This is a genomic window from Paractinoplanes toevensis, from assembly GCF_018332695.1.
Lineage (GTDB): Bacteria > Actinomycetota > Actinomycetes > Mycobacteriales > Micromonosporaceae > Actinoplanes > Actinoplanes toevensis.
On sequence record NZ_BOQN01000035.1, the window covers coordinates 1 to 11,658 of the forward strand.

General features: G+C 73.4%; 12 protein-coding genes. 6 read left to right on the forward strand and 6 right to left on the reverse strand.

Going from position 1 to position 11,658, the window contains the following annotated elements; genetic code table 11:
* The first annotated feature begins 206 nt into the window (after window positions 1–206).
* Window positions 207–587 (forward strand): hypothetical protein, encoded by a 381-nt coding sequence (locus Ato02nite_RS12375; RefSeq protein ID WP_246606705.1) that lies wholly within the window; start codon window positions 207–209, stop codon window positions 585–587.
* Window positions 588–668: 81 nt separating this feature from the next.
* Window positions 669–1,343 (forward strand): DUF6766 family protein, encoded by a 675-nt coding sequence (locus tag Ato02nite_RS12380; RefSeq protein WP_213006618.1) that lies wholly within the window; start codon window positions 669–671, stop codon window positions 1,341–1,343.
* Here the strand turns inward: Ato02nite_RS12380 and Ato02nite_RS12385 are convergent, their stop codons facing one another.
* Window positions 1,344–2,093 (reverse strand): SDR family NAD(P)-dependent oxidoreductase, encoded by a 750-nt coding sequence (locus Ato02nite_RS12385; RefSeq protein WP_213006619.1) that lies wholly within the window; start codon window positions 2,091–2,093, stop codon window positions 1,344–1,346.
* Window positions 2,094–2,171: 78 nt separating this feature from the next.
* Here Ato02nite_RS12385 and Ato02nite_RS12390 point away from each other — a divergent pair, with 78 nt between their 5' ends.
* Window positions 2,172–2,738 (forward strand): TetR/AcrR family transcriptional regulator, encoded by a 567-nt coding sequence (locus Ato02nite_RS12390; RefSeq protein ID WP_213006620.1) that lies wholly within the window; start codon window positions 2,172–2,174, stop codon window positions 2,736–2,738.
* Here the strand turns inward: Ato02nite_RS12390 and Ato02nite_RS12395 are convergent.
* Genes Ato02nite_RS12395 through Ato02nite_RS51555 form a run of 3 tightly spaced genes read right to left on the reverse strand, consistent with a single transcriptional unit; the run spans window position 2,735 to window position 6,927 of the window.
* Complete coding sequence (locus tag Ato02nite_RS12395) at window positions 2,735–3,622, reverse strand: NADP-dependent oxidoreductase (RefSeq protein ID WP_213006621.1); 888 nt, start codon at window positions 3,620–3,622, stop codon at window positions 2,735–2,737. The genes Ato02nite_RS12390 and Ato02nite_RS12395 overlap by 4 nt on opposite strands.
* Window positions 3,623–3,631: 9 nt before the next feature.
* Window positions 3,632–6,478 (reverse strand): helix-turn-helix transcriptional regulator, encoded by a 2,847-nt coding sequence (locus Ato02nite_RS12400; RefSeq protein ID WP_246606707.1) that lies wholly within the window; start codon window positions 6,476–6,478, stop codon window positions 3,632–3,634.
* An 11-nt stretch (window positions 6,479–6,489) separates the two neighbouring features.
* Window positions 6,490–6,927, reverse strand: a complete 438-nt coding sequence (locus tag Ato02nite_RS51555; protein ID WP_246606725.1) for a VOC family protein — start codon at window positions 6,925–6,927, stop codon at window positions 6,490–6,492.
* Window positions 6,928–7,016: 89 nt separating this feature from the next.
* Between Ato02nite_RS51555 and Ato02nite_RS12405 the strand changes: the two genes are divergently transcribed.
* The 3 genes from Ato02nite_RS12405 to Ato02nite_RS12415 all read left to right on the forward strand — a co-directional run bounded on the left by Ato02nite_RS12405 (window position 7,017) and on the right by Ato02nite_RS12415 (window position 10,429).
* On the forward strand, window positions 7,017–7,460 hold the full coding sequence (locus Ato02nite_RS12405) for a hypothetical protein (protein WP_213006623.1): 444 nt from the start codon (window positions 7,017–7,019) through the stop codon (window positions 7,458–7,460).
* Window positions 7,461–7,501: 41 nt separating this feature from the next.
* Entirely contained in the window at window positions 7,502–8,278 is a 777-nt protein-coding gene (locus Ato02nite_RS12410) for a universal stress protein (protein ID WP_213006624.1), read from the forward strand.
* Window positions 8,279–8,344: 66 nt separating this feature from the next.
* Window positions 8,345–10,429 carry a sensor histidine kinase gene (locus tag Ato02nite_RS12415; protein ID WP_213006625.1) on the forward strand — a complete coding sequence of 695 codons (2,085 nt, stop codon included), beginning with the start codon at window positions 8,345–8,347 and terminating at the stop codon, window positions 10,427–10,429.
* Here the strand turns inward: Ato02nite_RS12415 and Ato02nite_RS12420 are convergent.
* The gene (locus Ato02nite_RS12420; RefSeq protein ID WP_213006626.1) at window positions 10,426–10,851 is read right to left on the reverse strand and encodes a response regulator; all 426 of its coding nucleotides are present in this window, start codon (window positions 10,849–10,851) and stop codon (window positions 10,426–10,428) included. The genes Ato02nite_RS12415 and Ato02nite_RS12420 overlap by 4 nt on opposite strands.
* A gap of 99 nt (window positions 10,852–10,950) precedes the next feature.
* Window positions 10,951–11,649, reverse strand: coding sequence for a hypothetical protein (locus Ato02nite_RS12425; protein ID WP_213006627.1), 699 nt, complete (start codon window positions 11,647–11,649; stop codon window positions 10,951–10,953).
* Window positions 11,650–11,658 lie beyond the last annotated feature (9 nt).

Sequence of the window (11,658 nt, forward strand, 5' to 3'; positions counted from 1 at the left end):
CGAGCAGCCGGGCCTGACCGACACGACCCCCAAGCCCCGCCCGCCGAAGACCGAGACGGTGAGCGTGACCACCTCGGCCACGAACGGCAGCCCGCTGGTCTGACCGGCCACGATCGACCCGACGGCAGCGTCACCATCCACGGTGACGCTGCCGTTTTCGATGTGTAGAAGAGCGCCCGCAGGGGGATTCTGGGCCGGTGCGAAGAATGCTCTTGGTTCTGGCGCTGGCCCTGACCGGCTGCTCGTCGGCCGGTGATCGGGGCACCGCGGCCGCCGCGTCGGCGACCGGGCTGCTCCGGGCGGTCGCCGCCGGTGACGGCTCGGCCGCGTGCGCCCTGCTGGCCCCGGAGACCGTCGCGGAGGTCGCCGAGTCGGCCGAGAAGCCCTGCTCCGAGGCCATTCTCGAGGAGAAGCTGCCGGCCCCGGGCCGAGTGCTCGGCACCGCGGTGTACGGGCAGCGCGCACAGGTCCGGCTGGACGACGACACGATGTTCCTGGGCGCTTTCGCCGGTGGCTGGCGGGTGGTCGCGGCCGGCTGCACCGGGCGCGGCGAGCAGCCGTACGACTGCGTGGTGGAGGCGGGCTGACATGCGCGCGATGTTCGTGTTCCTGCTGCTGTTCGTGACCGCCGGCCTCGCGTACGTCATCGTCCTGGGGTTGTTGCAAAGATGAAGAGATTCCTCCGGGAGAATTCCCTCGGCCTGGTCTTCGGCCTGCTCTTCCTGGTGGTTCTGGTGCTGCAGGCGCTGGCCGGGCACGCCGACTACAACCAGCAGCAGATCACCGAGGGCCTGCCGCCGATCTCGCTCGGCCGCTACGTCACCTCGGCCAGCTTCGGCGTCGACGTGGCCGAGAACTGGCAGTCCGAGTACCTCCAGTTCTTCCTCTACATCCTCTTCACCGTCTGGCTGCTCCAGAAGGGCTCGCCCGAGTCGAAAGCGCTCGACAAACCGGGCCGGGAAACCGAGAAAGAGCAGAAGATCGGGGTGTACGCCGATCAGAACTCGCCGAAGTGGGCCCGCGTCCACGGCTTCCGGCTGTTCCTGTTCTCGAACTCGCTCGGCCTGGTCATGGGCGCGTTGTTCGTCCTCTCCTGGCTGGCCCAGTCGATCGCCGGGGTGGCCGCCTTCAACGAGCAGCAGCTGGCCGACCTGCAGGACCCGGTCACCTGGGCGAAATACCTGACCGAGCCGGACTTCTGGAACCGGACCCTGCAGAACTGGCAGTCGGAGCTGCTGGCCGTCGCCTCGATGGCGATCCTCGCGATCTACCTGCGCCAGCGCGGCTCGTCCCAGTCCAAACCGGTCGGCACGGCCCACACCGCGACCGGCGTGGAAGGCTGATCAAACCTGGCTGGCGCCGCCGTCGACGTAGATCTCGGCGCCGGTCATGTAGCTGCTGCTGCCGGAGGCCAGGAAGAGCACCGCGTCGGCGATCTCCTCGGGCCGGCCCAGCCGGTTCATCGGCACGCCGGAGGCGAGGCCCTTGAGCAGCTGCTCGGCCGACTCCGGGTCGGGGGCGAGGCCGCTGAGGCCGGGCGTCTCGATCGGGCCGGGGGCGATGCTGTTGACCCGGATGCCCTGCTCCACCAGTTCCGCCGCCCAGCTGCGGGTGAAGGAGCGCAGCGCGGCCTTGGTGGCGGCGTAGACGCTGAACGAAGCGGCGCCCTTGGTGTCGATGTTGGAGCTGGTCAGGATCACCGAGGAGCCGCGGCCGAGCAGCGGCAGCGCCTTCTGCACGGTGAACAACGTGCCGCCCACGTTGGTGTTGAAGGTGTCGGCGTAGTGCTGCCAGGTGACGTCGGCGAGCGCGGCGAACTCACCGCCGCCGGCGTTGGCGAAGAGCACGTCGAGCCGGTTGCCGCGCTCCCGGATCGCCGCGAAGACCCGGTCGAGGTCGTCGAGGTTCGCCACGTCGGCGCGGACGCCGGTGGCGTTCTCACCGATCGCGGCCACGGCGGCGTCGAGTGCGTCCTGGCGGCGGCCGGTGAGGAAGACGTGCGCACCCTCGGCGGCCAGGCGTTGGGCGGCGGCCAGGCCGATGCCCGAGGTGGCCCCGGTGACGAGGGCGGTCTTGCCGGTGAGTTGTCCCATGATCCTGCGTCCTTCTTTCTATACCGTTCGGTATGTAAGTGACCGTAGCACTTCTGTACCGATCGGTTAGAATGAGCTATGCCACAGGGAAGGCCACGGGGATTCGACGCGGAGACGGCACTCGACCGGGCCGTGGAGGTGTTCTGGCGGCAGGGTTACGACGGCGCCTCGCTCAGCGACCTCACCGACGCCATGGGCATCAACCGCCCGAGCATGTATGCGGCGTACGGCAACAAGGAGCAGCTGTTCCGCCGTGCGGTCGCGCGTTACGCCGAGATCGACATGGCGTACGCGAGGGAGGCGCTCGCGCAGCCCACGGCGTACGCGGTGATCGAGAGATTCCTGCGGGCCAACGCCGACGCGCTCACCCGGACCGACCGTCCGGCCGGCTGTCTTTCGATCCAGGGCGGTCTGGCCGGCGGCAGTGCCGCCGAGTTCCTGGCCGCGAGCCGGCTGGCCGGCGAGGCGGCCCTGGCCGACCGCCTGGCCCGCGCCGACGATCTCCCGGCCGGCACCGACCCGGCGGCCCTCGCCCGCTACGTGATGGTGGTGAGCGAGGGCAACGCCGTGCACGCCGCGGCCGGTGTCGACCGGGCCGGCCTGCACGCCACGGTCGACATCGCCCTGCGGGCCGTTCCTCGTTAGATTTCGAGCAGGACCTTCGTGCGCAGCTCGCCGCTCTCCAGCCGGGCGTGCACCCCGGCCGTGCCGGCCAGCGGCGCCACCGTCTGCGGCTGCAGCGCCAGCCGGCCCGCCGCGAGCTGGGACATCACCAGGTCGAGGGCGGCGCGGACGCCCTCCGGGATCACGTTGGAAAGTGCCACGCCCAGTTCGTGGGCGCGGTGATCGGCGAGCGTGATGACCCGCTGCGGGCCGCCGGCCAGGGCGATCGCGCCGGGCAGGTCACCGCGGCCGGACGCGTCGAACACCGCGTCGACCCTGCCGTTCCCGATCGCGGCGTAGTCGACCGGGGTGGCCCCGAGATCGCGCATCGCGGCGAAGTCGCCCGGCCGGACCGCCGCGACGACGGTGGCACCCCGGCCCACCGCGAGCTGGGTCGCGATCCGGCCGACCGAGCCGGCCGCACCGAGCAGCAGCAACGTCTCCCCGGCGCCGAGCGCGAGCTGCTCGAGGACGCGGGCGGCGGCCTCGACCGAGGCGGGCAGGGCGGCCGCGTCGGTCCAGGCGACCGACGCCGGCTTGGGCACCCAGAAGTCCGCCACGACCAGCTCGGCGTAACCGCCGAGGCCGGGCAGGAAGACCGCCACCTCGTCGCCGGTGGCCACGTCGCGGACGTCCGGTCCGACGCTCTCGACGACGCCGGCCGCCTCGAAGCCGAGGACCGCGCCGGGGCCGGCCGGGAACACGGCGTCCAGGTGCCCGGCCCGGATTGCCAGGTCGGTGGGGCCGACGCCGGCGTAGCGCACCGCGACCCGGATCTGGCCCGGACCGGGCGGCCCGACCTCGGTCTCGCCGATCCGCAGAACCTCCGGCGGCCCGTAGCCGCTGATAACAACCGCTCTGGTCATGAGTCGACTCTATGTCGATCTTGGCGGGCGCCCATCACGAGGCGCTCGTTCGCCGTCTGGCCGGGCTGACGACCGCAGCTCGCGGCGGGAGGTGACGCCGAGCTTGGCGAAGATCTTGCGGAGGTGCCACTCGACGGTGCGCGGGCTCAGGAAAAGAACGGCGCCGATCTCCGGGTTGGTCCGGCCCGCTGCCGCGAGCCGCGCTATCTGCGCCTCCTGCGGGGTCAGTTCCTCCGGTACGCCGGGAGCGCTCCGCTTGCGGATGGTCTCGCCGGTCGCCAGCAGCTCACGCCCGGCCCGATCGGCGAAGCCCTCCGCGCCCATCGTGCTGAACGCGTCGTGGGCCGGGCGCAGCTGGGCCCGGGCGTCGGCCCGCCGGTCGTGCCGCCGCAGCCATTCGCCGTAGAGCAGGCGGGCCCGGGCCAGCTGCAAATCGAGCCGGGTGGTGGCGAACTCCGCGACCGCCCGGCGGTAGTTGCCGTCCGCGTCGGCGGCCGGGCCGGCCAGGGCGTCGGCCAGGGCCTGGGTGCCGCGCGCCCAGGCGGTGTCCACCGCCGCGGTGTGCTCGGCGAGCCGGTCCCGTGCCTTCGCCGCGACGGCCGGTTCACCGGCCCGGGCGGCGGCCTCGACGAGCTCGGTGAGGCCCCACTGGAGGACGGCGAGGTTCTCGTGGTCGGTCGCGGCGCTCGACGCGGCGAGCGCCGCCGGGTAGTTGCCGAGTCCGTTGTGCAGCACGGCCTGGCTGTGCCGGGCGACGGCGAGCAGCCAGCCCATGCCACCGGCCTCGGCGTCGGCGGCGAGCGCGTCGATCAGCCCGGTGGCGGTGTCGCCGCGGTCGTGGTGGGCGGCGGTGTCGGCCCGGTCGTGGTGGGCGGCGGTGTCGGCGCGGCCGCGGTGGGCGGCGAGGAGAGCCGCCGCGGCCGGGTGCGGTGAGGGGCCGGTGACCCGGGCCAGGGCCTCGGCCTCGTCGATCAGGTCCGAGGCGTCGGCGAACCGGCCCGCGAAGATCAGGGCGGTGGCCCGGAACGTCAGCGCGGTCGGCAACAGCGACCGGTTGCCGCTCTCCCGGGCGAACGCGACGGCCCGCTCGTTGCGGTCCAGGAACTGCTCGTCGTCCCACACCTCGTGCACGAACAGACCACCCAGCCACAGCAGGTCCAGATCCCGGTCGGGGGTGATGGCGTCGAGGGCCCGCCGGAACAGGGGCACGGCGGCCACGTGCCCGCCGCGATGCCAGGCGATCAGGGCGGCCAGCACCCGGCCGGCCGGATCGTCGCCGGCACCCGGGCCGGCCGGCCGCGCGTTGTCGCCGGCGGTCGCCGCGGCGGCGGCGTCGACCGCCCGCCCGAGGTCGTCGATGCCGAAGCGGCCGGCGTTGAGAGCCGCGCCGATCGCCGACACGAAGGTCTCGCGGGCCGCCGCCGGGTCCAGTTCGGCCAGTCGGGCGGCCGCCTCCAGCAGTGGCGAGACCGCGGCCCGGCCCGCGTTGACGGCGAACGCCACCCGGGCGCGCAGCCGCTCGGCCACGGCTCGCTGCACCGGGTCGAGCGGGCCCATCTCGGCCGCGGAGAGCAGGCCGGGCACCGCGCCGAAGGCGCCCGAGGCGAACCGGGCCTGCGCCGCGGCCAGGGTGCGCGCGGCCCGGGTGGCGGAGTCGAGGGTGAGTTCGGCGGCGCGTTCCAGGAACGCCGCGGCGGCGGCCCGGCCGCCGCGGGCCAGTGCCCGGTCCGCGGAGCGCTCCAACTCGGCGGCGACCTCCTCGTTCGGGCCGACCGCGGCGTGCGCGCGGTGCCAGGCCCGCCGGTCGGGGTCCTGCTCGGCGTCGGTCACCTCGGCGAGCGCGGCGTGCACGGCGCGCAGCTCGGCCGGGTCCGCCGCGCGCCAGGCGGCCGACCGCACCAGCGGGTGCCGGAACCCCACCCGGGCGCCGAACTCGACCAGGCCGGCCGTCTCGGCGGGTACGGCCGCCGCCGGGGCGATGCCGAGCACGGCGGCGGCCCGCCAGAGCAGCGGCACGTCGCCGATCGGCTCGACGGCGGCGGCCAGCAGCAGCCGGCGGGTGTCGCCGGGCAGAGCCGCGATCCGCCGCCGGAAGCCGTCCTCGACCCGGTCCTGCAGCGGGGTCGTGGTGGGCACGCCGAACCCGAACGCCAGCTCGGCCGGGGTCAGGTCGCGGGGGAGTTCGAGCAGGGCCAGGGGATTGCCGCGGGTCTCGGCGAGGATCCGGTCGCGGACCCGGGCATCGATCGGGCCGGGCAGCACCGAGTCGAGCAGTGCCCGGGCGTCGGCGTCGGGCAGGCCGCCCACCCGCAGCTCGGGCAGCCCACCGAGCGGGTCGGGCGGGGTGCCCGGGTCGCGGGCGGCGAACACCAGGGCGACCGACTCGGCGTCGAGACGGCGGGCTACGAACACCAGGACCACCTCGGACATGCGGTCCAGCCACTGGGCGTCGTCGACGACGCAGAGCAGGGGGCGCTCGGTGGCGGCCTCGGCGAGCAGGCCGAGCACGGCCAGGCCGACGATCAGGGCCTCCGGTGGGCGGCCGGCGCTGAGCCCGAACGCGGTGGCCAGGGCGTCGCGCTGCGGCTCGGGCAGCCGGTCGAGGTGGCCGAGCAGCGGGGCGCACACCTGCTGGAGCGCCGAGTAGGCCAGCTCGGTCTCCGGCTCGACCCCCGCGGCGGCGACCACCCGCCCGGCCCGGGCCTGCTCCACCAGGTAGTCGAGCAGCGCGGTCTTGCCCACCCCGGCCTCGCCGCGCAGCACCAGCACCCGGCTCTGCCCGGACCGGACGTCGCGCAGCAGGCGGTCCAGCGTCTCGCGCTCGCGGCGCCGCCCGCGCAGTTGATCTCCCGCCATGTGCTGGGAGCCTACCGACGGCGTTCGGTGACCTCCTGGAGGAGGAAGCCGTTGCCGTCCGGGTCGGCGAAGGATGCGAACGAGGCGTACGACAGTCGTCCGGGATAGAGGCCCGGTGCCCGTTTCTCCTGGCCGCCGTGGTGGAAGATGCCGTCGGCGTCGTGGAAGACCTCGCTGACCGGCACGCCCCGAGCGAGCAGGAAGGCGCGGGCCGCCTCGATGTCGCGGACGACCAGGTGCACGTTCTCCACCGAGCCGGGCTCGGCCGTGCCGATCCCGGTGCCGAAGACGATCGAGCAGGCCGAGCCGGGCGGGGTGACGTGCACGACCCGGAAATCCGGCCCACCGACGTAGTCGAGGTCCTCGTGGAAGCCGATCCGCCGGTAGAAGTCCCTGGCCCGGTCGACGTCGGCGACCGGCAGGACGATCAGTTCGAGGTGGAAGTCCATGCCCGGAAGCGTCGCCCGGACCCTGGCCCCCTCGCCCCAGGGACGCACCCTGGGGCGAGGCACGTGCCCCGGGCGGTGAGGTGATGGGCATGACGACGATTCATTTCACCGAGACCACCACCGCCACCCCCGAGCAGTTCCTCGCCGGTCTCACCGACTTCGGGCCGGGCCGGGCGAACCTGTTCGGCAACAGCTCCGCCGAATACCTGAAGGTGCACGCCCAGGGCCCGGACTGGGCCGACGTCACCGAGGGTTCGGGCGGCATCTGGGAGCGCCTGCACTACGACTGGTCCGACCCGCGCAAGATCGTCATGACCACCACCGACTCGAACATCTGGGGCGGCCGGTCGGGGCACACCTACACGCTGACCCCGCAGGCCGGCGGCGTCACCCGGCTGGACGCGGTCGTGGTGCGCGACGGCAAGAACCTCAAGGGCCGGCTGACCGGCCTGCTGCTCGGCACGGTCGCCAAGGGCGTGCTGGGCAAGGCCCTGGCCAATACCGTCAAGGCCATCGAAAGTACGCCCTTGTGATCTTCCGAGGTCGGGACGACTCTGGACCCGAGGAGGCGGCCATGAACCTCACACGGATAGTGGTCGGGGCCAACGGATCTGCCGGATCGACCGCGGCGGTGCGGTGGGCGGCGGCCGAGGCCAGGTTGCGCGGCAGCGAGCTGCGGGTGGTGATCGCCCATCAGCGCCGGCCGTCCGGCCACGCGGAAACCGCCGAGGTCCTGCACGAGGCGGTGGGTGCGGCCCGCGCGGTCGCGCCCGGCCTGGAGGTCCGCGGGGTGGCCATGCCGGGCTACGCGGTTCCGGTCCTGCTGCACGCGGCCGAGGATGCCGTCCTGCTGGTGGTGGGGGAGCACAGCGGGGGCCGGATGCTCGGCGCGCCGGACGACTCGGTCGGCAGCCAGGTGGCCACCCGGGCCCGCTGCTCGGTCGTGGTGGTGCGCGGCCGGCCGGACTGCGACTCCGGCCCGGTGGTGGTCGGTGTCGACGACGATGAGGGCGCCGACGCGGTGATCGGGCGGGCGTTCGAGGAGGCGGCCCTGTACGGCGCCGAGGTGCTGGCGGTCACCGCCGGGCCCGACCGGCGTGGGGTGGCGGCCGAGACGCTCGGCACCGAGATGGACAGCCGCCTCGACCCGTGGCGGGCGCGGTTCCGGACGGTTCCGGCCCAGCGGGCGTACGTCAGCGGCCGGGCCGACAGGGTGCTGGTGGACAGCTGCCGGCAGGCCCGGCTCGCGGTCGTCGGCCCGCGCCGGCACGGCTACCAGGGCGTGCTGCTCGGCGCGGTCGGCACCCGCCTGATCCGCCGGGCCGACTGCCCGGTGCTCATCGCCCGATAGCCGGTGGTTCAGCGGCATTCCGGCGATCACCCCCGTGCGCGTACCCGATGATGGTTGGCTGGGGGGATGGGGTCTGCGGGTCCGCACCGGTCGGCGGAGGAATTCGTCGGTGAGCCGGCCGATGCCGTGCGCGACCCGGGGAACGGGTGGATGTGCACCGGCGGTCTGCCGGATCGGATCGCGAGCAACTTCGCGGTGGTGATCGCCCAGGCGGCGGGCGCGCCGACGGCGTTGATCCAGCTGATCGACGGCGAGCAGCTGCGGCTGGTCGGTGTGGCCGGGCTGCCGGCCGAATGGGCGCAGGTCGGGCGCACGCCGACGACCTCGACGCTGGCCGGGCTGGTGATCGCCCACGAACACCCGATCATCATCGAGGATGCCCGCGAGGACCCGAGGGTCCCCCGATACGCTCCGGCCCGGGCTCTCGGCGTGCGCGGGTATGTGGGATTTCCGATTCGCGACCAGCAGCAGCGCATCGTCGGGGTGTGCACGGTGGTGGACGTCCGCCCGCGCTCGTGGTCGCCGGAGGAGCTGACCGCCATCGACGCGGGTGCGCAGGCGTGTACGGCGTTCGTCGCGGAGCAGCAGACTCGCCAGGATGCCGACACTCAGCGCCGTTTCCTCGACGCGTTGCTGCATGGTTTGCGGACCGGTGTGGCGGCGTGCGACCGGCACGGCCGCCTGGTGTTCGTCAACGAGGTCATCCGGGATCTGGCGGGACCGGTCCCGGTCGGGGCTTCGTGGCCGGAGTGGGTTCAGTTCGTCCACGTGACGGACCTCCGCGGCCGGCGGTTGCCGCCCGAGGAGTTACCGCTGCTGCGCGCGTTGCGGGGTGAGTACCTTCGCGATATCGGCCTCAGCGTGCCGGTTCCCGGCGAGCGGGTCCGGAGTATCAGCGCCGACGCCCAGCCGATCACCGGCGACGATGGGCGGGTGCTCGGCGCCGTCATCACCATCCGTGATGTCACCGCCCGGGACCGCGACGAACGGTTCCACGCCGTGGAACAGAGCGCGTCGGAGCTGCTCGCGCAGGCCGACGACGTGCGCCAGGCCGGCACCCGGGTCCTGGCCGCGCTGTGCACGAGCTTCGCCTGGCCGAGAGCCGAGTTGTGGCTCGTCGACCGGGACGCCGGCTGTCTCGTCCGGGCTGCCCGGTACGGGACCGGCGAGCAGGACGGGGACGGGCACGACGACGCGCTCGCCGTCGCCGCCTGGCGATGCGGCCGGCCGATCTGGGCCGGCGACACCCCGGCGCCCGGCGGCTCGGGCGAACGGCCCCCGGAACCGCGCACGAGTCTGGCCGTCCCGGCGTGCTCGGGCGGCGACGTCCTGGCGGTCCTGTCGTTCGAGGCGACCCGGATCGACGATCCCGTCGATCCGCTGGTCGCGCTGCTGTCCCGGATCGGTGCCCGGCTCGCCGAATTCCTGGAGCGGCGCCGCTCCGAGGAACTGACGCTGGCGCTGGCGCGAAGCCGGGACGACTACCTCACACTGATCGGCCACGAACTGCGTACGCCGCTGACGTCGATCACCGCCTACGTCGAGATGATCCGCGAGGCCGACCCGGCCACCGTGGCCGAGGAACTGCCCGATTTGCTCGATGTGCTCGGCCGCAACAGTGCCACCCTGCGGCACATCGTCGACCGGCTCCTCGACCTGGCCGCGCTCGGCAGCGGCCATGCCGAACTGGCGAACGATCCGGTGGACCTGGCCGCCGTCGTGCGTGCCGCCGCCGAGCCGGCCCGCACGGCCGCCGTCACGGCCGGCCTGACCCTGGACGTCGACGTGTGCGCCGCTGTCTCGGTCGCCGGCGACGCGGCTCGACTGCGGCAGGTCCTCGACGAACTGCTGGACAACGCGATCAAGCACACCCTGAGCCCGGGCAGTGTCGGCGTGGCGCTGACCAGACCGGCGGCGGAGATCGCCCAGCTGACCGTCAGCGACACCGGCATCGGCGTCGCCGACGACGAGCGGGAGCACGTCTTCGGCCGGTTCTACCGGTCGCCGCGCACCCGTGAACACCGCATCCCCGGCAACGGCCTCGGCCTGGAGCTAAGTCGGGCGATCATCGAAGGTCACCACGGCAGTATCCGGCTCGCGCCGGCGACCGGAACGGGCACCGAGATCGTCGTGCGGTTGCCGGCTCTCTAGTCGGCCGTGGCGGAGTCGGCTGTGGCGGAGTCGGCTGTGGCGGAGTCGGCCGTGGTGGAGTCGGACGGCAGCGCGTCGCGCACACAGGCCACCAGTTCCCCCGGCCGGAACGGTTTGGACACGACCGCCGTGGCCTGTGCCTTCGCGGGCCGCGAGTCGCCGGGTGTCAGACTGCCGCTGACGAAGATCACCGGAAGATCCTTCATCGAGTCGTCCGCCCGGATCGCGAGGCAGAGGTCGACGCCGGACATCACCGGCATGTCGATATCGCTGACCACTGCCGCCGGCCGGTGCTCACGCACCGCGCGCAGGCCTTCCGCGCCGTCGCCGGCCTCGATCACCGTGAAGCCCGCCCGGCGCAGGATCCGAGCGGTGATCATGCGGATATCGTCGTCGTCCTCCGCCAGGACCAACGTTGTCATTGCGGCAATCAGCTCCCGCTCGCGCCTTCCCAGACGTACGGCCGATCTGGTCAGAGCCTACAGGTTGTAGGACGGCGTTATGCTGCCTTTTGCCGGTTTTCAGTATGCCGGGCGTCGGCGCGGGGGGATCACGTCACTCAGGTCCAGCGCGGTGGCCTTGGCGTAAGCCTTCGCCCAGACCCCGGCCTGCTCCCGGAACAGCCAGCGGACGCCCGGCTCCCAGGAGATGTCCCGGTCGCCCTCGCGGTCCAGGACCTCCAGGGCGCGGCGCTCGAGCTCGGCGTCGCCGGTCGCGCGGGCCATCACCAGCGCCTTGATCACGCGCGCCGGCCACGCCTCCGCCGGAAGGTTCGCCCACACCTCGCCGCGGTGGACGTCGGTGCCGGCCAGCAGGAGCCCGGCCAGGTCGGTCCGCCCGGCGACGAACGTCAGGGAGCTCCGCCCGTAGCGCTCGACGTCCGCCAGCAGGGCGCTCGCGCCGAGTTCGGTGCGGTCGGCCGGCCACGGGTACTCGTACAACGCCGGGCCCGCCACGCCGAAGCGAACCGTGCTGCGGTCGGGCCGCCAGATCTCGATCCGGAAACCGCCGTAGTCCTTGGCCAGCAGCGGTTCCAGCTCGACGTCCACGGCCTCCACGGACCAGCCGAGCAGGCCGCCGCCGCTGCCGATGCTCAGCTCGTGGCGCACCGGGCCATCCCCGTACACCAGGGTCTCTTTGCGGGTTTCGACCGGCCCGGGGCCGTCGCCGAGAAACTCGGCGACGGCCTCGAGCACCTGTCGTTTGGTTGGTTTCGCCATGACCTTCCT

What these genes read in the sequence shown, in the direction of transcription:
- Ato02nite_RS12375 (WP_246606705.1), top strand. Translation starts at nt 207, where the DNA reads ATGCTCTTGGTTCTGGCGCTGGCCCTGACCGGCTGCTCGTCGGCCGGT.
- Ato02nite_RS12380 (WP_213006618.1), top strand. Translation starts at nt 669, where the DNA reads ATGAAGAGATTCCTCCGGGAGAATTCCCTCGGCCTGGTCTTCGGCCTG.
- Ato02nite_RS12385 (WP_213006619.1), bottom strand. Translation starts at nt 2,093, where the DNA reads ATGGGACAACTCACCGGCAAGACCGCCCTCGTCACCGGGGCCACCTCG.
- Ato02nite_RS12390 (WP_213006620.1), top strand. Translation starts at nt 2,172, where the DNA reads ATGCCACAGGGAAGGCCACGGGGATTCGACGCGGAGACGGCACTCGAC.
- Ato02nite_RS12395 (WP_213006621.1), bottom strand. Translation starts at nt 3,622, where the DNA reads ATGACCAGAGCGGTTGTTATCAGCGGCTACGGGCCGCCGGAGGTTCTG.
- Ato02nite_RS12400 (WP_246606707.1), bottom strand. Translation starts at nt 6,478, where the DNA reads ATGGCGGGAGATCAACTGCGCGGGCGGCGCCGCGAGCGCGAGACGCTG.
- Ato02nite_RS51555 (WP_246606725.1), bottom strand. Translation starts at nt 6,927, where the DNA reads ATGGACTTCCACCTCGAACTGATCGTCCTGCCGGTCGCCGACGTCGAC.
- Ato02nite_RS12405 (WP_213006623.1), top strand. Translation starts at nt 7,017, where the DNA reads ATGACGACGATTCATTTCACCGAGACCACCACCGCCACCCCCGAGCAG.
- Ato02nite_RS12410 (WP_213006624.1), top strand. Translation starts at nt 7,502, where the DNA reads ATGAACCTCACACGGATAGTGGTCGGGGCCAACGGATCTGCCGGATCG.
- Ato02nite_RS12415 (WP_213006625.1), top strand. Translation starts at nt 8,345, where the DNA reads ATGGGGTCTGCGGGTCCGCACCGGTCGGCGGAGGAATTCGTCGGTGAG.
- Ato02nite_RS12420 (WP_213006626.1), bottom strand. Translation starts at nt 10,851, where the DNA reads ATGACAACGTTGGTCCTGGCGGAGGACGACGACGATATCCGCATGATC.
- Ato02nite_RS12425 (WP_213006627.1), bottom strand. Translation starts at nt 11,649, where the DNA reads ATGGCGAAACCAACCAAACGACAGGTGCTCGAGGCCGTCGCCGAGTTT.